The organism is Vibrio sp. 10N.286.48.F5, assembly GCF_041469785.1.
Lineage (GTDB): Bacteria > Pseudomonadota > Gammaproteobacteria > Enterobacterales > Vibrionaceae > Vibrio > Vibrio crassostreae_C.
This window is the reverse complement of sequence record NZ_JBFRLG010000006.1, coordinates 207,079-229,394: the sequence shown is the minus strand read 5'-3', so window position 1 is coordinate 229,394 and position 22,316 is coordinate 207,079. Positions and strand designations below refer to the sequence as shown.

At 45.5% G+C, this 22,316-nt stretch carries 13 protein-coding genes; 7 read left to right on the top strand and 6 right to left on the bottom strand.

The genetic code is table 11. The annotated features are described in order from the left end of the window. Window positions 1–412: 412 nt before the first annotated feature. Together AB4185_RS06930 and AB4185_RS06925 are read right to left on the bottom strand one after the other, a co-directional pair. Window positions 413–1,669, bottom strand: coding sequence for a DUF4062 domain-containing protein (locus AB4185_RS06930; protein WP_260256506.1), 1,257 nt, complete (start codon window positions 1,667–1,669; stop codon window positions 413–415). A 348-nt stretch (window positions 1,670–2,017) separates the two neighbouring features. Beyond that, complete coding sequence (locus AB4185_RS06925) at window positions 2,018–4,615, bottom strand: molybdopterin oxidoreductase family protein (protein WP_372135214.1); 2,598 nt, start codon at window positions 4,613–4,615, stop codon at window positions 2,018–2,020. Window positions 4,616–5,087: 472 nt separating this feature from the next. On the opposite strand from AB4185_RS06925, the gene nirB reads away from it, so the two are divergent. The 4 genes from nirB to AB4185_RS06905 all read left to right on the top strand — a co-directional run bounded on the left by nirB (window position 5,088) and on the right by AB4185_RS06905 (window position 11,653). Next, the gene (gene nirB / locus AB4185_RS06920) at window positions 5,088–7,670 is read left to right on the top strand and encodes a nitrite reductase large subunit NirB (RefSeq protein ID WP_372135212.1); all 2,583 of its coding nucleotides are present in this window, start codon (window positions 5,088–5,090) and stop codon (window positions 7,668–7,670) included. A gap of 67 nt (window positions 7,671–7,737) precedes the next feature. Beyond that, a complete protein-coding gene (gene nirD, locus AB4185_RS06915; RefSeq protein ID WP_017064759.1) occupies window positions 7,738–8,082 on the top strand; it encodes a nitrite reductase small subunit NirD in 345 nt (114 codons plus the stop codon). Window positions 8,083–8,225: 143 nt separating this feature from the next. After that, complete coding sequence (locus tag AB4185_RS06910) at window positions 8,226–9,695, top strand: NarK family nitrate/nitrite MFS transporter (protein WP_017060867.1); 1,470 nt, start codon at window positions 8,226–8,228, stop codon at window positions 9,693–9,695. 167 nt (window positions 9,696–9,862) lie between these two features. Further along, on the top strand, window positions 9,863–11,653 hold the full coding sequence (locus tag AB4185_RS06905; RefSeq protein ID WP_372135210.1) for a protein kinase domain-containing protein: 1,791 nt from the start codon (window positions 9,863–9,865) through the stop codon (window positions 11,651–11,653). A gap of 33 nt (window positions 11,654–11,686) precedes the next feature. Here AB4185_RS06905 and cra read toward each other — a convergent pair whose 3' ends face one another. Beyond that, on the bottom strand, window positions 11,687–12,691 hold the full coding sequence (gene cra, locus AB4185_RS06900; RefSeq protein WP_017067037.1) for a catabolite repressor/activator: 1,005 nt from the start codon (window positions 12,689–12,691) through the stop codon (window positions 11,687–11,689). Window positions 12,692–13,064: 373 nt separating this feature from the next. Here cra and fruB point away from each other — a divergent pair, with 373 nt between their 5' ends. The 3 genes from fruB to fruA are packed head-to-tail and all read left to right on the top strand — an operon-like array spanning window position 13,065 to window position 16,961. Continuing rightward, entirely contained in the window at window positions 13,065–14,198 is a 1,134-nt protein-coding gene (gene fruB, locus AB4185_RS06895; RefSeq protein WP_372135208.1) for a fused PTS fructose transporter subunit IIA/HPr protein, read from the top strand. A 9-nt stretch (window positions 14,199–14,207) separates the two neighbouring features. Next, entirely contained in the window at window positions 14,208–15,185 is a 978-nt protein-coding gene (gene pfkB / locus AB4185_RS06890) for a 1-phosphofructokinase (RefSeq protein WP_372135206.1), read from the top strand. Between the two features lie 15 nt (window positions 15,186–15,200). After that, entirely contained in the window at window positions 15,201–16,961 is a 1,761-nt protein-coding gene (gene fruA / locus AB4185_RS06885; protein ID WP_102428326.1) for a PTS fructose transporter subunit IIBC, read from the top strand. A 165-nt stretch (window positions 16,962–17,126) separates the two neighbouring features. Here fruA and AB4185_RS06880 read toward each other — a convergent pair whose 3' ends face one another. From AB4185_RS06880 to yghU, 3 genes are all read right to left on the bottom strand, one after another. Continuing rightward, entirely contained in the window at window positions 17,127–17,450 is a 324-nt protein-coding gene (locus tag AB4185_RS06880; RefSeq protein ID WP_372100279.1) for a DOPA 4,5-dioxygenase family protein, read from the bottom strand. 204 nt (window positions 17,451–17,654) lie between these two features. After that, complete coding sequence (locus tag AB4185_RS06875; protein WP_372135204.1) at window positions 17,655–21,074, bottom strand: SslE/AcfD family lipoprotein zinc metalloprotease; 3,420 nt, start codon at window positions 21,072–21,074, stop codon at window positions 17,655–17,657. 275 nt (window positions 21,075–21,349) lie between these two features. Continuing rightward, window positions 21,350–22,207: a glutathione-dependent disulfide-bond oxidoreductase gene (gene yghU / locus AB4185_RS06870; RefSeq protein WP_372058266.1), complete on the bottom strand. Its 858-nt coding sequence runs from the start codon at window positions 22,205–22,207 to the stop codon at window positions 21,350–21,352. Window positions 22,208–22,316 lie beyond the last annotated feature (109 nt).

Here is a 22,316-nt window from a genome sequence, read left to right as displayed (position 1 = left end):
GAATATGAAAACTATGCTGCTTAAGTAGAAACCTAAGCAGCATAGAGAGTTAAACCCACCGGGTCATTGCAGACGCTAATGATGGAGATAGGTTAAGACCACTTGCGGAGAGCCTGTTAATGCGGCGGACACACTAGATGTCATCTAACGAATAAGGCACCGCAGTCGCGCAAGTCATCAGGGCCACGACGGATGCGAATCGTCGATAAGTAGGCCGAATGTAGAGCGGCAGTCCAAAACCCATCAACATAAGTTTAGCGGATGTTTGACAACCGGGGGAATCCATGTAGCCGCGTTAAGTAGTAAGCAACGCTACCACGAAACCTAACCATACCACCGTAAACACTAAACCCAACGATGGAATGAAAAATGCCATGCGTTGGGAATCTGTCTTAAACGCTTTGTTAGCAATCTAGGCCGACTTTAGCGAATCTAATTGTCCCGAATCTTGCAGCATTTGTACCGCATCAATTTCTACTGATTCAACAGATAAATCTACTGTTAGACTGTGGCATATAGGTTCAGGAAGTGAATCTGCATAAATTGTAACGTGGAACGACACAGTACAAGACTCTTCTGCTCCAATATATATAACGGTATCTGGGCAAATCTCACGTTTCGGCTGCAAAGCATTTAACTCAAAACTCAATTCCCACTCATTGAGTCGTCCCTCAACTTTTTCGACTGAAATATCTTCATAATATGTACCCTTGAAACTAGGGAACAATTCACCTTTTGTCTTACTAGGCTTTTTGAGCTCAAACTCTGCTGCTGTCAATACAACTAGGCTAGAAGTGTCAGATTCCAACTTTATGTCTACATAAAGATCTTTTGCTCCCAATGAGCCTTTGTTCTTTAGCCAAAAGTCAATTGGAGTGAACATTTTTTCAGCGACTGCATAATCGACAACTTCTCTATAGAAGTCTTTATTGTCTCGAGTCCCACCGATTGAAATTTCTCTAACTCGACCATCCGCCGTACGTGTAGTAACTTTTCTTTCAATAGCATCTTCGTAATCAGGAACGTTATCGTAGTTATTAATATTCAAGAATGTGCATTCTCGTTTGAGTGAAGTTCCATGGTTTTCGCCAGTTTCAGCGTTAGAAAATTCAAAATCGATCTCAGAGGTAATTTTACCAGTAAAATTACCGTCACTATCTGTTAGCAATGTTCTTAATTGGAGCTCTATTTGTTTCGAAAGTTTGTCTCTAAACTCAATTTGAGATGAAAAATTTTCAACTAGAGCTTTAGGGTAAGTCTTGTTCTTAAAGTCACGAAGGCGAACCAATTGCTCTAGTTCGATTTCATCTGGATCTTTTTTAATTTTTGAAAAGTAGAGCATTACCGGTTTTCCAGAAGAAGCCGCTTCGTCGATCTCCTCTAACGTTCCACTATCACTCACTCCAGTTGGACTTCCAATTCTTGTCCAAAATATACCTATAAGAAGGTCACAATGATCAACCATTTGACGATTAATCACTTCTTGAGGTCTCTTTCCATACTCTGGAGCGGTATGAGTTTCCCAACGCAATGGTAATAAAACAATCTGTCTTTCTGAAGAGTTGAGATCATTCCACTCTTGAATTGTCTTTACTGCAATTTCACGCTCTTCTATCACATCTGATGGTGATGCGATAAGAACTCTGAATACTTTTGCTTCATAAGCCATACGTTTTCCTACTAACTTAACTATTATGTGGTGATTGCTAACAGCTATATTAGACAGAATAATTCTGCATTTTGTCCCCGAAACAATTCTGTCTAGTTTCCAAGACACACTACACTTAGTCTAATAACTCATTTAATAACATCATCTTACCTACTTATCTTTGTATCAAACATGACGAAAAGCAGAAATTTTCCATATAGTTTCGGCAAAATGCAGAAAATTCCCTAATGTGTGAGTAAACCGCAGTTCAGGCAAGAAGGTTTTATCTTGGGAATCGTGTTCTCAAACAAAAACGCCGACATGATTGTCGGCGTTTTTGTTATAGGTATGATGAGTGAGAGGTAGTAATTACTTCGCCATGGTGCTCAAAAAATCGGCTTCAAATTCTTCATCGGCTTCTCTTGTTAAACATTCCACCAGCCAGTCGATGCTTTGATGATCGAGCTTACTGTTCACCACAAAGGCTTGCTTTACGCCAGACTGACCCAGCTTGGCAGAGCCGTAGTTCTTGAATGATTTGTTGCCGTGGTAATGGAGTGATTTTATCGCCTCCGCGTTGGGTTCTGGTAAAGCATCGAGTGTGTTGGCAAGCTGAATCACCAGCTCCATTGGGTTCTTAGATGATGAGATGCGATACAGAAAACCGCCCTCCACTCTTTGGCGAACCCAATAATCAAAGCCGCTGCAATCCATCACCTTGTCGCTGACCAGTGCGGCTTCACTGCGATAACCACACGGCTCTACCACAACAGGTGTGTGTTTAAACTCTGGTTGGCCTGAAGCAGCATCGGTATGAGGCAAGATTAGGTCGCATGGTTTGCTGTCTTTGGCAGTTGGCGCATTCCAGTGAATAGGCATAAACACCTGTTCACGGCGCATCTCTTTGGTCACCACTAAGCGCGCTTGGCATTCGCCTTGTGCGCTGCGCACTTTCACCACTGGATTAATAGTGGAGTGGTTGAAGGCATCTAGCCCAAATTCATCTAATCCAAGCTCAGCAACGGTATCTGGGTGCATAGCGACAAAGGGTTCTGGTGTGTGTTCACCTAAACCTGCGGCCAAGCCTGTGCGGCTCATGGTGTGCCACTGATCTCGGATTCGACCGGTGTTCATGATAAGCGGGAATTCCAGGCTAGTATCGGCAATCGGCTTGTCGTGTTCAACCGCAATAAACTGCGCTTTGCCAGATTCTGTAAAGAACTCGCCATTGGTGAACATGCGCTGCTCAATGATCTCTGGTTGATACTCTAATACTGGCCATTGCTGTGGAGTGAGTTCGCCATAGCCTTTCTCATCCAGTTGCGTGAGTCCAATTAAGCACAAGTCTCGCGCTTTGCCTGTTTCATTGCCGAGCGCAGTCATCTCGCAATACTCTTTGAAGATCTCGCCTTCGTGGCGGAACTCGAACTGCTCTTTGAATCCCATTCTTTGTGCCACTTCTTTTAGAATCCACCAATCGGGTTTGGCTTCCCCTGGGCTTGGTAACACGCGGCGTTGACGTGAGATGCGGCGCTCAGAGTTGGTCACCGTACCCGACTTCTCGCTCCACCCTTGTGCGGGCAGCACCACATCGGCCAAGCGCGTGGTTTCAGTGTCGGCAATACAGTCAGATACCACCACAAATGGGCACTTCTCTAATGCGGCTTTGATTTTTTCGCTGTCAGGCAGGCTCACGACTGGGTTGGTTGCCATGATCCACACGGCTTTTATCTTGCCCTCATTCATGACATCAAACAGGTCAATCGCTTTTAAACCCGCATGTGTGGCTAAGCTGTCGGTTTGCCAGAACTCGCTGACGGTTTGGTGTGATTGTGGATCACCAAATTCAAAATGCGCCGCTAAGGTATTGGCTAAACCGCCCACCTCACGCCCGCCCATTGCGTTCGGCTGACCTGTTACTGAGAATGGCCCCATGCCCGGCTTACCGATTTTCCCGGTGGCTAAATGGCAGTTAATAATCGCATTCACCTTGTCACACCCTTGTGTCGATTGGTTCACGCCTTGGGAGTAAATGGTCAGCACCTTCTCATTCGATGCAAACAAACTGTAGAACTGTTTTAGCTGCTGCTCTGTTAACCCTGTGAGCTCAGGAACGCTTTTGTCGCCCCAGCCTGATTCGGTATAACCTGACTCTGTATAACGGTAGTGAGTCGCAGATCGAATTGATTCAGTAAAGCCTTGAGTGTGGTTTTCTATGTAGTCTGCATCTAGCTTGTCGTTATCGTCGAGATAGCCCAATAAGCCGTTAAACAGCGCCACGTCTGAGCCAGATTCCAATGCCAAGTGAATGTCTGCGATTTCACAGGTATCGGTATAACGCGGGTCGATGACGATGACTTTCAATGCAGGGTTGGCTTGTTTCGCGGCTCTTAGCCTTTGGAAAAGTACCGGATGACACCATGCTAGGTTGGAGCCTGTAATCACAACCAGATCGGCTTGCTCGAGATCTTCGTAACAGACAGGTACGGTGTCTGCGCCAAATGCTCGCTTATGCCCAACCACGGTTGAAGCCATACATAGCCTAGAATTACTGTCGATGTTGCCACTGCCGATGAAGCCTTTCATCAATTTATTGGCAACGTAATAGTCTTCGGTAAGCAGCTGACCAGAAACATAGAACGCAACCGAATCGGCCCCAAACTCTTCGATGGTTTGATTGAATTTGTCTGCGACCAACTGAGTGGCACTGTTCCAGTCCAGCTCTTGTTTTTGCTCATTCTGAATATGAGCAGGCTGTGTTAGGCGTCCTAAAGGCGTTACGGTATCACCAAGCGCAATCCCTTTAGTACATAGCTTTCCATAGTTTGATGGATGATCTTTATCACCACGCACTTCTAGTTTTCCTAACGATGTCGGTCTCGCTTCTATTCCACACCCTACACCACAATAAGCACAGGTTGATTTTATCCAGCCGCTGTTTGAATCGGTCATCCGTTTCTCGCTCAATTATCCATAATTGTAATAATTCAAACCAAGCAAATAGCACGCCACTTAACACCAGCCGACAAAAATGAAATATTTCACATTAAAAACAATAACTTAATAAAAAACAAAATATCAATACTGAATAGATTTCAACTTAACCAAGATAGAAACTTAATTTTTGCACCATCTTGCAGAAAGTTGCACCACAAACGCTCATTTATATAAATCTAACAAAAATTTTACATACCACTTTAGGGGTAATTACGTGCCACCCTCAATTTTTAAGACATTGAAATATATAATTTAAATTTTATTTGAATGAACAACTCGCAATCTGGCACCCTCCTTGCTCCACTAGAAACCAAGACTTAGAAAAAACATTTTTGTTTTTCTTGATGATTATGAATTGAGTGGAATCTCAACCCGGTATTCATCTGCTAACGACTAGAAATTAGATGCTAGTGATGGTGACGCCGAGAATAAGGAATGGATTATGAGCAAGAAGAAAATCGTCGTTGTTGGTAACGGCATGGTTGGACACAAATTTATCGACAACATCCTGCAATCAGACAGTGATGAGTTTGATGTGATTACTTTTAGTGAAGAGCCAAGGCTGGCCTACGACCGAGTTCAGTTGACGGCTTACTTCAAGCGCGGAAATGCTGATGATTTGGCATTAACCAGCGAAGAGTATTACCAAAGCAATGGCGTCAATTACCTTCTCAACGCGAGAGTCGCTCAACTGGATACTGAAAATAAGTGCGTTGTGACTGAATCGGGACATACCGAGAGTTATGACACCTTAATTCTGGCGACCGGTTCATTCCCTTTTGTTCCCCCTATTCCCGGTAACGACCAAGAACACTGCCACGTTTATCGCACCATCGAAGATCTAGACGCCATTGAATTATCAAGCAAAGGCAGCAAATCTGGCGTGGTGATTGGTGGTGGCCTGCTTGGCTTAGAAGCCGCAAACGCAGTCAAAAACCTTGGCTTGGAAACCCATGTTGTTGAATTTGCACCTCGCCTGATGGCCGTACAGTTAGATGACGGTGGCGGTGCCCTACTGCGCAGAAAAATTGAAGACCTTGGTGTGCAGGTTCATACCGAGAAAGCGACCTCTGAGATAGTCGCGGGTGAAAGCGCTCGCTACAGAATGAACTTTGCAGACGGCACCCACCTTGAAACCGATATGATCGTGTTCTCTGCAGGTATTCGCCCTCAAGATGCCCTAGCTCGCAGCTCTGATATCGCCATTGGTGAACGTGGCGGCATCGTGATTAATGATCACTGCCAAACTAACATCGACAACGTGTATGCGATTGGTGAGTGTGCGCTTTGGGACAACAAGATCTTCGGCTTAGTCGCACCCGGTTACTCCATGGCGAAAGTCGCGGCTTCGCATATTGTCTCCGGCGGCACTGACGATGCTGCATTTACTGGTGCCGACATGAGCACCAAACTCAAACTGCTTGGCGTCGATGTGGCCAGTATTGGTGAAGTACATGGCAAGACAGAAGGCGCTCAGTCGTATACCTATAACGATGAAATTGAACAAGTTTATAAGCGCCTGATCATCTCGGCAGACGGCACAAAGATTGTCGGTGCAGTATTGGTCGGTGATGCAGAGGCTTACGGTTCGCTACTGCAAATAAAGCAAAATGACATGCCTCTTCCTGAAAACCCATCAGTACTGATTCTACCTAATGTCGCGGATGATTCAGGTTCGGCAATGGGTGTTGAAGCTCTGCCCGATAGCGCAGTGATCTGTTCGTGTTTTGATGTAACCAAAGGCGACATTAAAGACGCGGTTTCAGCGGGTTGCACCACGATGGCCGCATTGAAAGAAACCACTAATGCTTCAACAGGTTGTGGCGGTTGTTCTGCCCTTGCTAAACAGGTTCTCGATAGCGAGCTAAGTAACCTAGGTGTGGAAGTCTCTAACGATATCTGTGAGCACTTTTCGTATTCTCGCCAAGAGCTAACTGACATCATCCGCGTCAACAAAATTAAGACCTTCGATGAGCTATTGGATTCTCATGGAAACGGATTGGGCTGTACCGTGTGTAAACCGGCTGTCGGTTCGATTCTGGCTTCCTACTGGAACGATTACATCCTTGAAGATCAACATATCGAACTGCAAGACACCAACGACATCTACCTCGGTAACATGCAAAAAGACGGCACTTACTCGGTGGTTCCGCGTATTGCAGGCGGTGAAATCACTCCAGATAAATTGATCGTGCTTGGCGAAGTCGCTAAAGAATTCGACCTTTACACCAAGATCACCGGTGGTCAACGCGTCGACTTATTTGGTGCGCAACTTAACGAACTGCCAATCATCTGGAAAAAGCTAATCGATGCTGGTTTTGAAACTGGCCACGCTTACGGTAAATCGGTACGTACCGTGAAATCGTGTGTGGGCAGCACTTGGTGTCGATACGGCGTCGACGACAGTGTTGGCTTAGCGATTCGACTAGAAAACCGCTACAAAGGCTTGCGTTCACCACACAAGATCAAGTTTGCGGTTTCTGGCTGTACTCGTGAATGTGCAGAAGCCCAATCGAAAGACTTTGGCATTATCGCAACCGACAAAGGTTGGAACCTCTATATCTGTGGTAACGGCGGTATGCGCCCTCGCCATGGTGACCTTTTCGCGACCGACCTTGATGAAACCACCCTGCTGCAATACATCGACCGCATTCTGATGTTCTACACACGTACCGCGGATCGCCTACAGCGTACATCGGTATGGATGGAAAACCTTGAAGGCGGCATTGAATACCTCAAGCAAGTCGTGATTGAAGACAAGCTCAACGTTGCTGAAGAACTTGAAGCCGATATCGCCCTTAACATCGAAAAATACCAATGTGAGTGGAAAACCACCATCGAAAACCCTGAAAAAATGAAGCGTTTCCAGCACTACATCAACAGCGAAGAAATGGACACTAGCCTGTCATTCATCAAAGAACGAGAGCAGCGTTTTCCTAAGCCGAGCTTGAGCTCTTCTTCCGATTCAAAACGCGATGAAAAGCTCGCTAAAGCAGACCAAATCGAAGTGACTGAGGTTTCATAAATTTCATCAGGTTCATCAAGTTCATCAATAAAAAAATAAAAACTCAATTTTAGACTAGGAGAAAGTCATGGAAAATTGGACAACCGTATGCAGCACCAGCGATCTAACCCCAAACGGGGGAATTTGCGCCAAAGTAGACGATAACCAAGTGGCTATTTTTTACTGCAAGCGCAGCGACACGCTTTATGGGCTCTCTAATTACGACCCTATCGGCAAGGCGAATGTGATGTCACGTGGTATAATTGGTTCATTAAGCGGAGAACCTTACGTGGCCTCACCCTTATACAAGCAGCATTACCACTTAGAAACTGGCGAATGTCTTGAACAGCCTGAGCTCAAGCTCGTGAAATTTGAAGTTCGCAAACAAGGAGAACAAGTTCAAGTTCTCACACCACTTGCTATCGCCAGTTAACTAAACCGCCGACACCATCATGCAAACGCTTATTGGCGTGCGCAATTTCGGCACAGGGTTTATGCACATTAAAAGCGTTCTAAGTTCGGAAGTAACGCAGGTGCACAAACCGGGTAATTTTCCAGATTTAAAGGATTTAAACCATGGATAACACTAAATTTTCGCTGCTTTCATTTACGGGTAAGATGAAGGTCTTACACCTAAGCTGGATGGCCTTTTTCATTACCTTTGTTGTGTGGTTCAACTTTGCCCCACTACTGCAAATGGTAAAAACTACGCTTGGTCTTTCTACTGAAGAGATCAAAACCCTCCTGATCCTCAACGTTGCATTGACCATTCCGGCACGTGTCGCAATAGGCATGCTAACCGATAGATACGGCCCAAGGTTGGTTTACTCTTCGCTACTCGCGGTCTGTTCTATCCCTTGTTTCATGTTTGCTCTGGCAGACTCTTTCATTCAAGCAGCAATCGCTCGTTTCCTACTGGGCTTCATTGGTGCAGGTTTCGTTGTCGGTATTCGTCTTGTGTCTGAATGGTTCCCACACAACGAACTGGGTACAGCAGAAGGTATTTACGGCGGTTGGGGTAACTTCGGTTCAGCAGCAGCAGCGTTCACACTTCCAACTCTCGCTCTAGCGTTTGGTGGTGAAGACGGCTGGCGTTATGCGGTCGGTATTACTGGCGTAATGAGCTTAGCGTTCTCGTTTATCTTCTACAAAAACGTGTCAGATACACCAAAAGGTTCTACTTACTTCAAGCCTGCTCAAGTAACAGCAATGGAAGTGACATCAAAGGGTGACTTTTTCTTCCTACTTATTATGAAGATCCCTATGTATGCCGCTTTAGCGCTACTGACTTGGAAGCTATCACCAAGCAACATCAACATGTTGTCTGACATGGCGGTTTACTCTGTGTATGCAGGTTTAGCAGCACTTTACGTGTACGAAGTGTCGCAAGTTTGGAAAGTAAACAAGAACGTATTTAAAGAAGAAGTGCCTGAGATTCACCAGTACAAGTTCAAGCAAGTAGCGGTACTTAACGTATTGTACTTCGCAACATTTGGTTCTGAACTGGCTGTGGTTTCTATGCTGCCACTGTTCTTCTCTGAAACCTTTGAATTAACACCGGTTCTTGCAGGTATGGTTGCATCGGCTTATGCCTTTATGAACCTAATGTCTCGCCCAGGTGGTGGTTGGATTTCAGATAAATTCGGTCGTAAACCAACACTGCTTATTCTAACGATTGGTCTTGCTGTGGGTTACTTCGCAATGGGTCAAGTCGACAGCACATGGCCTGTATGGCTAGCGGTTGTTGCGGCGATGGCGTGTTCTTTCTTCGTGCAAGCGGGTGAAGGTGCGGTATTCGCAACGGTTCCTCTAATCAAGCGTCGTATGACAGGTCAAATTGCAGGTATGACGGGCGCTTACGGTAACGTGGGTGCAGTAGTTTACCTAACTGTGTTGTCATTCGTGAGCTACCAAACCTTCTTCTTAGTGATTGCTGCAACAGCGGTACTTGGCTTTGTGACTCTACTGTTCATGGAAGAGCCTAACGGTCAAATCGCCGAAGTAAACGACGATGGCAGTGTCACGCTGATTAATGTTTCAAGCTAGGTCTGTACTATGAAGCATTGATATTATTGAATCGGGAGAAGCACCTTAGCGGATACATCAATGCTAGGTGCTTCGTTCAAAGGCTCTAAGTTCACTAGGGCTTTTGTTCTTCCTAGGATGTTCTGTCAAGGAAGCGGGAAGAAGAGCAGTTAAGAAGAAGACCAGTTATGACAATTTCATTCAGCCAAGGGCAAGTCATCACGCCAGAATCCAACAACCAGTTAACGCTTAAGTTTGGTGGTTATTCGAATCAAGGCGTACGAGATGAAAACCAAGATGCCATCATTGTAAAACACCCAAAAACTCGCGCAGAGCAAGAGTTGAAAGGCAGTGTTGCCTGCATAGCAGACGGCGCAAGTTGCAGTGAACACGGCCAGAAAGCCAGTCACACCAGCGTGATGCAGTTTATCGACGACTATTACGCAACTCCCCAAAGCTGGAGCATCCAACGTTCGGCGCAAAAGGTCTTAACGTCCCTCAATTCTTGGCTCTTCAACACGTCTGTTTCTAATATTCATCCCGCACAACAAGTGAACCACAATGCCCTCGTTTCGACGTTCAGCAGCGTGATACTCAAATCAAACACCGCGCATATCTTCCACGTGGGCGACAGCCGTATCTACTTACTAAGAGATGGAGAATTACGCCAACTGACCCGCGACCACACGCGTAAAAATATGGGACAGAAGCATTATCTAACACGCGCCTTAGGCATGGACAACCAACTCAACGTTGACTATCAAACCCTGCCTATCAAGAAAAACGACTGCTTTATCCTGACATCTGATGGCGTGCACGAGTTTGTATCTCCCAACACCTTCAAAGAACACATCGATAAACCCGGAGCGGATTTCGAATACGCAGCGCAAACCATCTGTAACACCGCTTTAAGCCACAATAGCTCAGACAACGTGAGCTGCTTGATTGTGCAAGTCAGCCATCTGCCTAAACCTTCGCTGATTGAATTCCATGAGAAGCTGGCTAAACGGGCAATCCCACCCGCTTTAAAGCTCGGGCAAAGTATCGACAACTTCATGGTACTTGAGGTGTTGTATGCAGGTTCAAGAAGCCATGTGTATCGTGTGATGCAGAAAGAGACACAAACCGAGTTCGTGCTGAAAGTCCCTTCCGTTCAATATCACGATAGCCCTTCGCAACTCAGAGCTTTCTTTAATGAACAATGGGCGGGGATCTTGCTAAAAAACAAGAGAGTAATGAAGGTTTACCCGACGCCAGAGAACTCGCAATTCTTATACCAAATCTGCGAATGGGTAGAAGGCATCACCCTAAGACAATGGATGTACGACAACCCAAAACCGTCACTCAATGAAGTGCGCGACATATTAGAAAAGATCACTCAAGGCATTCGAGTATTACAACGTGCAGACATGGTGCACCGAGACTTAAAGCCCGAGAACATCATGATTCAACGTGATGGTGAGGTAAAAATCATCGACCTTGGTGCGGTATTAGTGAGAGGCCTTGAAGAGGGAGAGCTCACTGACAAGGACGACACACCATTAGGCGCGGTCAATTACATTGCACCCGAGACCATCAAGCACAACAGCGCGACCACCAGCTCTGATCTGTTCTCTATCGCTGTAATCGGCTATGAGATGCTAACCGGTGCATTGCCCTACTCTGAAATGACTGCCCAATCGCTTAAGCAATCTCGTCACCATCAATGGGAATACCAACCCATCACACAGAAACGAGCTGACTTACCAAGCTGGGTGGATTTGGTATTACAAAAAGCCTGCGCGGAATCACCAAGCGAACGTCATCAAGTGTTGGGGGATTTTGTCGCTGACCTTTACACACCAAACCAAAGCTTGGTGAAAAGCAAAGCCAAGCAACCTTTGATAAACCGAAACCCGATCCAGTTTTGGAAAGTGTTGGCTTTGTTGCTCGGCATTGTTGCGGTCGTAGAACTGGGGTTATTGTTAAACCCAAGCTAGATACGTTTACGAATTAGCCTAATATAACCGCGTTTAGCCTCGTTTCACTAAGCTTCTTGGCACGAGTTCAATGCCAGCTTGGTAACGCTTAGCCGATGCATTCAGCGCCAAAGCAAAAGCGCTGTCGGCAATTACTTCAAACTGCTGAGGCAGTGAATGGACTTTAAAAGGCAAGAAGTCGAGCAGTCGGTTATCACCAAAGGTTGCCAGTTTTACTTGATTAATCAGCTCTGGCTTTTCAACCATCACATCCAACACACCCTCTAACAAAGTGTAAGACATAGTCACAATCGCATCAGGCACCGTGCCTTTAGCTATCCAGTCTTCAAAAACCTCGCGCCCTGATTCTCTATCAAAGTGTTCTCCATAACCCACTACCATCGGCTTGTTTTCTGCTAGCCTTGTTTGTTGAGTATGTGCTTTATTCGCCGCTTCAAAACCCAGCTGACGTTCACGTGAAATGTTCAGGTCAGGTAACGCACCGATCAAGCCAACACTATGAATGCTGTCATCGAGAATCGAGTGGGTCAGTTCAAATGCAGCCTCGAAATCTTCACTGATCACGCAAGCAAAGTGCTCATCGTCTAACGGACGGTCAATCGCAATTACTGGGGTACCTGAGTTTTGCAGTTTCAAGTAGAACTCGTTGGCGTCTGGCATTGAGCTCGCCACCAGCAAAGCATCAATACGACGACTGACCAAAGCTTCAGCGACCTTTCGCTCGGTTTCAGCGTCATCATCTGAACAGCCAATCAAAATCTGATAGCCCACTTTACGTGAGTTCTGCTCTATCAGTTTTGCTAAACGCGCATAACTGCTGTTTTCCAGATCAGGAATAATCAAACCAAATGAACGGCTATTACCAGCACGCAGCGACGAAGCAGCATGGTCTGGTCGGTAGTTATACTCTTCCACAACCGCCATGACTTTCTGCTGAGTCTTTTCACTGATTCTGTATTTCTGCGCCTTGCCGTTGATGACATAACTGGCCGTGGTTTTCGATACTCCAGCCAATTTAGCAATTTCATCAAGTGTCATATGGGTGACCTGTATTTTGTGCGTAGGATCATATAACCAATGATCTGATCCTCGGATTAGTTGAATTATATGCTGAATCGATTCAGTATAAAAGCTGAAAGGATTCAGCAAAATCTGAAAAGTGACTTCAATCATCCTTTTGTATGGATTGAGCGTCATTTGTTGTGATTCAACTTCTCGTTATTAACGAAACTGAAATTACGACACGCAGCAAAACTATTTTGAAAACCAAAATCGGCTTTGCTGAATTTTTTTACACTGAATGCTGAACCGATTCAGCAAGCATAAGACAAAGAGTTAAGCTCCATAAATCTTGCTCTAGACTGAATCGTAGCGATACACAAATTCTCAAGCGATACGCTAAAGAGGCACCATGCTTAAATTATCAAAATCTGACATCACTCTAGGCCAAACTGCCGAAGACAAATTCAAAGCAATCCAAAACATTGCTAGCGACCTAACCGCGAAAGGCTTAGTGGATTCTGGTTACGTTGAAGGAATGCTGAACCGTGAAAACCAGAACTCTACGTTCCTAGGTAACGGCATCGCGATTCCTCACGGAACCACTGACACGCGTGGCCTAGTAAAAGAGACAGGCGTTGCGGTACACCACTTCCCTGAAGGCATTGATTGGGCAGACGGCAACCGTGTTTACGTAGCAATTGGTATTGCAGCGAAATCTGACGAGCACTTAGGCATTCTTAAGCAACTAACAAAGGTTCTAGCGGCAGACGGTGTTGAAGAGAAATTAAAGCAAGCTAAATCAGAAGACGAAATCATCGCTCTACTTAACGGCGAAGTTCAGCTTGAAGCCGACCTAGACGCTTCTTTAGTTCAGCTACTGTTCCCTGCAAGCGACATGATTCAAATGTCTGCAGTTGCGGGCGGTCTACTTAAGAACACAGGTTGCACAGACAACGCATTCGTTGCTGACCTAGTAACGAAAACACCAACTCACCTAGGCCAAGGCCTGTGGTTGTTGGGCAGCGACAAAGGTGTAACTCGCACTGGCGTATCTTTCGTTTCAACAGCGAACCATTGTGAATACGAAGGCACACCAGTTAAAGCATTGGTAGCATTCGCCGCTTGTAACAGCGCGCACCAATCTATTCTGGCAAACCTAAGCAAGATGGTTTTTGAAGGTAAACAGCAACAACTGTTAGCCGCTGACGCAGCGCAAGTGATTGGCCTTCTAAAAGGTGAAGCGGTTTCTACAGCGTCTCAAGACGACGACAACTGCGCAGTCTTCAAAATCAAAAACGCACACGGCCTACACGCTCGTCCGGGTGCAATGCTAGTTGCTGAAGCGAAGAAGTTTGAATCAACGATCCGCGTTTCAAACCTAGATGGCGACGGAAAAGAAGTGAACGCGAAGAGCTTGATGAAAGTCATCGCGCTTGGCGTTAAACACGGCCACCAGCTTCAGTTTGTTGCTGAAGGTGACGATGCAGCACAAGCACTTGAATCGATTGGTAAAGCTATCGCTTCAGGCCTTGGCGAAGGTTAAGGAGTCGATATGTCTGATAAACAAATCAAAGCCGTTACCGTAACGCTTAACCCTGCTCTAGACCTGACAGGCGCTATCGACGCACTAAATGTAGGTTCAGTTAGCCTAGTAAACAAAGGCTCTCTGCATGCAGCGGGCAAAGGCGTAAACGTCGCAAAAGTTCTTTCAGAGCTTGGCGCGAAAGTGACCGTAACAGGTTTCCTTGGTCGCAATAACGAAGAAGCGTTCTGCCAACTGTTTGAACAGATGGGCGCAACTGACCGCTTCATCCGTGTTGATGGCGCAACTCGCATTAACGTGAAATTGGTAGAGAATTCAGGCCAAGTAAGCGACATCAACTTCCCAGGTGTTCCTGTTGATGCTGACGCGATTAAAGCGTTCGAAGAAACCCTATTAGAACTTGCTGAAACGCACGATTATTTCGTCATTGCAGGCAGCTTGCCACAAGGTATCTCTCCTGAGCTTTGCGCTTCTTGGGTTCAACGCTTACACGATTTAGGTAAGAAGGTTCTATTTGATAGCAGCCGTGACGCACTTAAAGCCGGTATCAATGCACAACCATGGTTAATCAAACCAAACGATGAAGAGCTGTCTCAGCTGTTCAATGCAGAGCTGACAACTCGTGACCAATGCCAACACGCGGGCCAAGCCCTAAGTGAAAAAGGCATCGAGAATATCGTGGTATCACTTGGCGCTGAAGGCGTGATGTGGCTTAACCAAGGTGAATGGTTACATGCTCAACCACCGCGCATGCAAGTAGTAAGCACGGTAGGCGCAGGTGACACATTGGTTGCTGGTCTATGTTGGGGTCAAATGCAACAGATGCCAAAACCAGAACTTATTAAATTCGCAACCGCCCTATCTGCTCTAGCAGTTTCACAGGTAGGCGTGGGCATCACCAGCCAACAAGAGCTGGATTCAGTACTACAAAATATCCAATTACAGGCGCTTAGTGCTCCAACTAGCCAGTTAGACACAAGCAAATAGGACAAAAGGTTTATTATGAATATTACCATTATCACAGCTTGCCCAAGTGGCGTAGCAAACAGCATCATCGCCGCGGGCTTGTTAGAGCAAGCGACAAAAGCACTAGGTTGGAACGCTGCTATTGAATGTCAATCAAGCGTGTTACCTGATTCAACTGTATCGCAAGACGCTATCGACAGCAGCGACGTTGTAGTTATCGCAGCTAACAAAAATGTTGATAAAGCACGTTTTGTTGGTAAGAAAGTGTACCAAGCGGCTATCTCTGAATGCACTGCAGATGCAAAAGCGTTTCTAGAGAAAGCGGTAGCAGAAGCAACAGTATTAGACGCTTCTCAAGCTGAAAGCACTGTTGAAGTGACCGGTACCTCTCCAAACTCTTCTACAACAGCAAGCACAGGCAGCAAGAAGATCGTAGCGATTACGGCTTGCCCAACGGGTGTTGCACATACCTTTATGGCAGCTGAAGCGCTTGAAGCAGAAGGCAAACGCCTAGGTCACCAAATCAAAGTGGAAACTCGCGGCTCTGTAGGTGCGAAAAACCAACTGACAGACCAAGAAATCGCAGACGCTGATCTAGTTATCATCGCAGCAGACATCGACGTTCCTCTGGATCGTTTTAACGGCAAAGCGCTGTACAAAACTACAACAAGCCCTGCTTTGAAGAAAACAAAGCAAGAGATGGAAAAAGCATTCGCAGAAGCTAAACCATACCAACACACAGCGTCTTCAAATTCAGCGCCTGCTGACGAGAAGAAAGGCGTGTACAAGCACCTGATGACAGGTGTATCTCACATGCTTCCTGTGGTTGTTGCGGGTGGTTTGATCATCGCACTCTCTTTCGTATTCGGTATCGAAGCGTTTAAAGAAGAAGGCACACTGGCAGCAGCACTGATGACTATCGGTGGTGGTTCTGCATTCGCACTGATGATTCCTGTTCTTGCTGGTTTCATTGCATTCTCGATTGCCGACCGTCCGGGTCTGGCTCCAGGTCTAATTGGCGGTATGCTGGCTAGCTCAACGGGCGCAGGTTTCCTAGGTGGTATCGCGGCAGGTTTCATTGCAGGTTACGCAGCGAAATTCATTGCCGACAAGGTTCAACTTCCACAGTCCATGGAAGCCCTCAAGCCTATCCTGATCATTCCGTTTATCGCGAGTTTGTTCACTGGTCTTGTGATGGTTTACATCGTAGGTGGTCCTGTTTCTGGCGTGATGAGCGCGATGACAACTTTCCTAAACAACATGGGTACGTCTAATGCGATTCTTCTAGGTGTGATTCTAGGCGCAATGATGTGTTTCGACCTTGGTGGTCCGGTAAACAAAGCCGCTTACACATTCGGTGTTGGTCTACTGGCTTCGCAAACTTACGCACCAATGGCGGCTATCATGGCAGCAGGTATGGTTCCAGCTCTAGGTATGGGCCTTGCGACTTTCCTAGTGAAAGACAAGTTTGAAGCAGGCGAGCGTGAAGCAGGTAAAGCATCATTCGTTCTTGGCCTATGTTTCATCTCTGAAGGTGCAATCCCATTCGCAGCGAAAGATCCAATGCGTGTTATCCCAGCTTGTATGGCAGGTGGTGCACTAACAGGTGCTCTATCAATGATGTTTGGTGCACAGCTAATGGCTCCACACGGCGGTCTATTCGTACTACTGATTCCTGGCGCTATCTCTCCAGTACTTATGTACCTAGTAGCGATTGCAGCAGGTACGCTAGTAACAGGCTTTGGCTACGCAGCACTTAAAAAGATGAGCGGCTCTAAAGTAACGGCAGAGGCTTAATCCCCCTACTCTGGTTAACGGTTCAGCCCGATAACCAGAGGCTCTTGATAACCGGTTTCTTGGTAAAACGGCTCCTTAAAACAAAGGCTCCTCATTTGAGGAGCCTTTTTATTGTTCATGTATTTTCCGGTCGGAATGAGTTAAGTGCAATATTGGTATATTTGATTAGCTAGTAAGCGTTTCTTCAAAGACACCCAATTCACGACCAAGCCAGATCGCTCGTACTGTGTGATCCAAAGTTTCTTCACCGCCAGTTACAGGGTGAATAAGCACCGACATATCACCGCGTTCTTGCTCAAGCCATTCAACAATGCCCGACTCTTTGTTCGCAAAGTGAATCTCAAACATTGGCATCTTATGTGGACCAACCAAACGCTGTATTAATGGGAAAACCTCTAATACATCTTTACGTTCCGCTAAAATTTTCCGACGCAGTGTTTCTGCTTGCTCTGCAAATCGCAGAGGGAAATAGATATGACCGTGGTACATGGCACCATCCTTTAGAATTATGATGCGAACAGTTTAACCTGCTTTCTCTAGCAAGGACACTCAACCAATGGCAGCCGAAGTATTAAACATCATGTAGAAGACTGATCTAGCTGAAATTTCTAGAGCATTCCAACAAAAACGCCACACGTAGTTTCAGTGTGGCGTTTGTTTTTAAGCTATAAAATGCTTTAGCAATAATTAGCGTTAGTAAATTGAATCAACATTCAAAGGACTGTTGTTTGGTTTCTCTAGTTTTAATTGTTCAACCGCACTAAGACCTTTAGAGCTAATTCCGCCACTATAAGACTTCGTGCCATCAGCATTAGTCATGGACGTTTCGCCCACGTTCCAAACTTCAAAGAAGTCACTTAAGTCATAGTTTGAAACATAAGAAGCGCACACCATCATTAGGTCTCCACCAGAAAGCCCAGTCTCGCTAGCACTACAATAGTTCGTATTCGAGTCGCCTTCTCTATCACCTCGAGCTTTACGGTGCATAAGTTTGAACATGTTCCAGCCTTCATCTTCACCATACACATCAGATTGGCTTGCGCCGCGTGTATACCAATCATCAATTGCAAAGTTCGATTTTGCCCAGATTTTTAGCTGACCAAACATAACTAATCGTAAACCTGCATCACCATGTGACCACGCATGTTCATTATTAAGCTCTAGCCATTTAGGTGCTTTCTTAATATCCGATTTAATACGATCCATTTCAGGGTTTGCATTGCGCCCCTCTAACTCCTGCATATACAACGCAAGAAGGTTATTGGTCACTTCTGTACTACCAGCCGCAAGGAAAGGAGCTGATGCTAAGTTGTGACCAACTTCATGCCACAACAACCAATCGTTCACAGGGTTGGTTGGAATGTATGTCCGATTTGCGTTAAAGCTTGAATTCATCACTGGGTAGCCAGAGTGAGCAGCGCCAATCGAAATCTGCACGTCATTCACAAAACGATGGCGGAACGCATTCAGTTCTGGATAAGTGAACCTACGGTGTAAACCAGTGCTTTGTTTCTCATCACGCCCGTAGAAGTCACTTGCCGCTTCAGCGAATCGATTCATATCTGTTGCGAATTGGTTCAAATCAGCGGATTCTAGATTCCTGATTGGTGTAGTGTAAATAAATGAACCCGTATCGATTTCTGCAATTGGTGCGTCTGCCGATTGAATAGTGTTAATCCACTGTCCCTCTTTCCACCAAGCCGCTTTTAACGCGCCATCAATGCTAAACGAGACTTCACCAAGCTCTTTTACTTTCGGTTGAATGTAAATAAGGCCACCATATGGAACCTTGAAAGTTAAGCTCGAACCATTGTAGTCAAAGCTGGTTTGCATACGTGGAGGGCGTTTCAAACTCGTTTCGTGATTCGGCTTACCTGTAAGATCATCCGCGATCATCACAGTAATCATAGCTGCCACGCCATCTTGAATGGTTACTTCTTGTAATTGAGGTGCCCACAGACCTGTCGATTGATTGTTTCCTGCCGAATACGTCACCGCTTTACCGTTGGTCTGAACCATTACCGTACTTGACGAAGATGCCCCCGAAGTTCGACCCGGATACATTGTGGTATCAACAACGATTTCATGATCCCAGAATGAGCGCCCCAACATAATACGAGTCAGAGGTTTCTCCATGTAATTTAATGGATAGCTAGGATTCAACTGCCCAGATAACTCACCTTCGCCATGAATCATTCCATTAGCGACTAACGACGCTTTTAGGTCAACAGGACACTGTGCATCCATTGTGTCTGTTTGATGTAAGTCTTCTGTATAACAGTTAAGGAACTGAACAGCCTGCTTGAACCCCAACTCATCTTGTATTTCTGTTTCAAAATGGTATGCGTTGTCATTCCACATCCAAACAGACAGGTTATCAAACGCTTGATTCAATTCGCTGTTAGACAGACGCTTACCTTGAGTACCTTTTGTTCTATAGTCAATTTCATGCTCATAAAGCGCCGTAAAGTTAGTGCCCAAGTTCGCCGCTTTAACCATGCTACCAACAACAGCTTCACTTACTTCATAGCGATCAAAGTCTGCGCGATGATAAGCACCACGAACAGTAACACCGTCTCCAGAACGAGTCTCAATACAGTTAAATTCATATTCATAATCGTTTGTACAAAGATCAGTTCCAACAAATGCAGATTGCAGTTCTTTGATCGCCGCTTCACGCTCTTCTGCCGATTCAACAAAGATACGTGCGGATTTTTTCTCCATTACTGTTACACCAGACGCATCAAGCACTGGCTTCCCTTCAGCGTCTAACTTAGTAACCTCATAAGTCGGGATCTCAAACTTAATCTTCGACTCATCTTTGAGCCACTCAACCGTACCATCTTGATTGACCGTGAATGGAGGTTCTCCTTGGTTATCTTGAAAACGCTCTAGTACCACCATATCCTTTTCACTCTTCACGTGAAGATTAGGGTACGGTGCTTGGCAGTAATAAGAGCTACCGCAGAAAGCTTGGTTTGTCGGGGTAACGTTTTCACCACCAAGAGATACACCTACGGCATCTGCCAAGCGTCCAACAGGTTCAGGATTAGTCGTTTGAATCGCATCCATAAACAAGATATTGCCACCGTCATTAACATAGTTAATAAGAGCCGTAATATCGTCTTGGTTTAAGTTCGGGTTACCCAAGTCAGCAACAAACTGGTTAGTCATGCCATCTTGAACCAACTTAGGTGGGTATGCCTGAAGGATCAAAATCGGCGTATTACTCGCATCCAAATCATCAAAGTCACCTGAACCACGCTTTTCTACTGACGCAAAACCATACTGAGGACTAACAAAACTGATCCCAGAAATCGGCGTACCATTAGCGTCTGTAAGCTTACTGCGAGTTAACACCTTACCTTCAACACTTGGCTTATAAGCATAGGTAGACTCCGCGTCTGCAGAAACAAAACCAGCGTTAAGGTTATTGTCCGCATTAGGGTCAACCGCAGGAACAACAGTTGTGTCTACGTGTGAACTAGGAGCCTTACCTACTTCATCTGTAGACTCCTCTTCTTTCGATGAAAAGTACGCATCGACAGCATCTTGATCATCAAGCTGCGAGAACACATCCTCAATATCAAAAGCATCCAGCTCTTTTAGACAGATAGCACTTTCAGTCTCACAAACATCAATTGATTCGAGTACCTTGGTAACGTTGTCTCCATGTAATTCTGTCAACTCAAATGCCGCATGAAGCGCATCATTTGAAATCGTGCTTTCTGTGACTTCAGGGAGAGGAGCAGTGAAATCACCTAAAGTGAGATGACCCAGTGTACAACTAAAACTTACTCCTTGATTCACACTGAACGAGCCAGTTTCAAGGCGGATACCATCACAATACACATCGCCTGATACGATATTTCCACTCGACAGTAACGTACCTATATAAGTCGTTGGAGGAATAATATCCGTCGGTGGGATAATGTCAGTCGGCGGAAGAATATCCGTTGGTGGAACAATATCTGTCGGAGGAAGAATGTCCGTTGGTGGTACAATATCTGTTGGAGGAGCCGTATCAGGGCCACCACTATAGCTTAGTGAGTCGTGATTACACCCTAAAAGAGCCGTGGATATGATAGCCAACGCAATTAAGTTTTTTTTCATTGAGCGAAGTTAGTCGTAATTTAAAGTGGACCGTTATCTTATAGATTTACTCCACCTCGATGACTATCGTTTTTTGTCTTAACCACAAAGACCATTACTCATAAGCGATTGAATAAAAAAACAAAATGATAATTGAGACTCTCATTCCAATTACAAAACCTCTCCCTACCTTAAAACGGAAAAACGCCATATCTCGATTGAGATATGGCGTTTCAATTAGCCATTAACATTAAGACCGATAGGGTATATCTGCCAAAAACACGTTCAAAAAAGAACTAAGGCTTAAGCTTTAAAACACGGTCAATGTCTTCTGCAGAATGGCGCTCTGGTACTTGCTCCCACTCTTCGCCAAATGAACGGTTAACCACTCGACCGCGTTGGAAACCTTCGCGCGCTTCTAGTTGCTTCGCCCAGCGAACTACGTTGGCGTACGACTCAACTTGAAGGAATTCAGCGGCATCATATGTTTTACCTAGTACAAGGTTGCCATACCAAGGCCAAATCGCGATATCTGCAACACTAAGCTCTTCGCCTGCCACATACGTGTTATTCGCTAACTGTTTGTCTAATACATCTAGTTGACGTTTCACTTCCATCGCAAAACGGTTAATTGGGTATTCTTGCTTTTCATCGGCGTAAGCGTAGAAATGACCAAAGCCACCACCTAGGAATGGTGCAGAGCCTTGCGCCCAAAACAACCAATTTAATGTTTGAGTGCGAGCAGCGCCCTCTTTCGGTAAAAAGTGACCAAACTTTTCAGCCAAGTGCATCAAGATGGATGCCGATTCAAAGACATTCACATCTTCGTCACCAGACTTATCAACAAGTGCTGGTATTTTCGAATTCGGGTTTACACCAACAAAGCCAGAAGAGAACTGATCAGCCTCACCGATGTTGATCAAGTACGCATCATATTCAGCTTCTTTAACACCCGCCGCTAACAACTCTTCCAGCAAGATAGTGACTTTTTGACCGTTAGGTGTGCCAAGAGAATACAATTGAAAAGCATGGTCACCAACAGGAAGCTCTTTATCAAAGCGAGCTCCAGATTCAGGACTATTGATGTTTGCCCACTTGTTACCACCAGCAGTATCGTTAACCCAAACTTTTGGCGGAGTGTATTGTTCTGACATGATATTTCCTTATTAATATAGGGTCTCACAAACTGATATTAGGTCACATGCCTGCGGTTAAAACCCCTGAATACGATTTATTTTCAAACTGTTAAGCATGGCTTATTCC

Coding starts and splice junctions, on each gene's coding strand:
- AB4185_RS06930 (WP_260256506.1), bottom strand. CDS start 1,669: ATGGCTTATGAAGCAAAAGTATTCAGAGTTCTTATCGCATCACCATCA.
- nirB (WP_372135212.1), top strand. CDS start 5,088: ATGAGCAAGAAGAAAATCGTCGTTGTTGGTAACGGCATGGTTGGACAC.
- nirD (WP_017064759.1), top strand. CDS start 7,738: ATGGAAAATTGGACAACCGTATGCAGCACCAGCGATCTAACCCCAAAC.
- AB4185_RS06910 (WP_017060867.1), top strand. CDS start 8,226: ATGGATAACACTAAATTTTCGCTGCTTTCATTTACGGGTAAGATGAAG.
- AB4185_RS06905 (WP_372135210.1), top strand. CDS start 9,863: ATGACAATTTCATTCAGCCAAGGGCAAGTCATCACGCCAGAATCCAAC.
- cra (WP_017067037.1), bottom strand. CDS start 12,691: ATGACACTTGATGAAATTGCTAAATTGGCTGGAGTATCGAAAACCACG.
- fruB (WP_372135208.1), top strand. CDS start 13,065: ATGCTTAAATTATCAAAATCTGACATCACTCTAGGCCAAACTGCCGAA.
- pfkB (WP_372135206.1), top strand. CDS start 14,208: ATGTCTGATAAACAAATCAAAGCCGTTACCGTAACGCTTAACCCTGCT.
- fruA (WP_102428326.1), top strand. CDS start 15,201: ATGAATATTACCATTATCACAGCTTGCCCAAGTGGCGTAGCAAACAGC.
- AB4185_RS06880 (WP_372100279.1), bottom strand. CDS start 17,450: ATGTACCACGGTCATATCTATTTCCCTCTGCGATTTGCAGAGCAAGCA.
- AB4185_RS06875 (WP_372135204.1), bottom strand. CDS start 21,074: ATGAAAAAAAACTTAATTGCGTTGGCTATCATATCCACGGCTCTTTTA.
- yghU (WP_372058266.1), bottom strand. CDS start 22,207: ATGTCAGAACAATACACTCCGCCAAAAGTTTGGGTTAACGATACTGCT.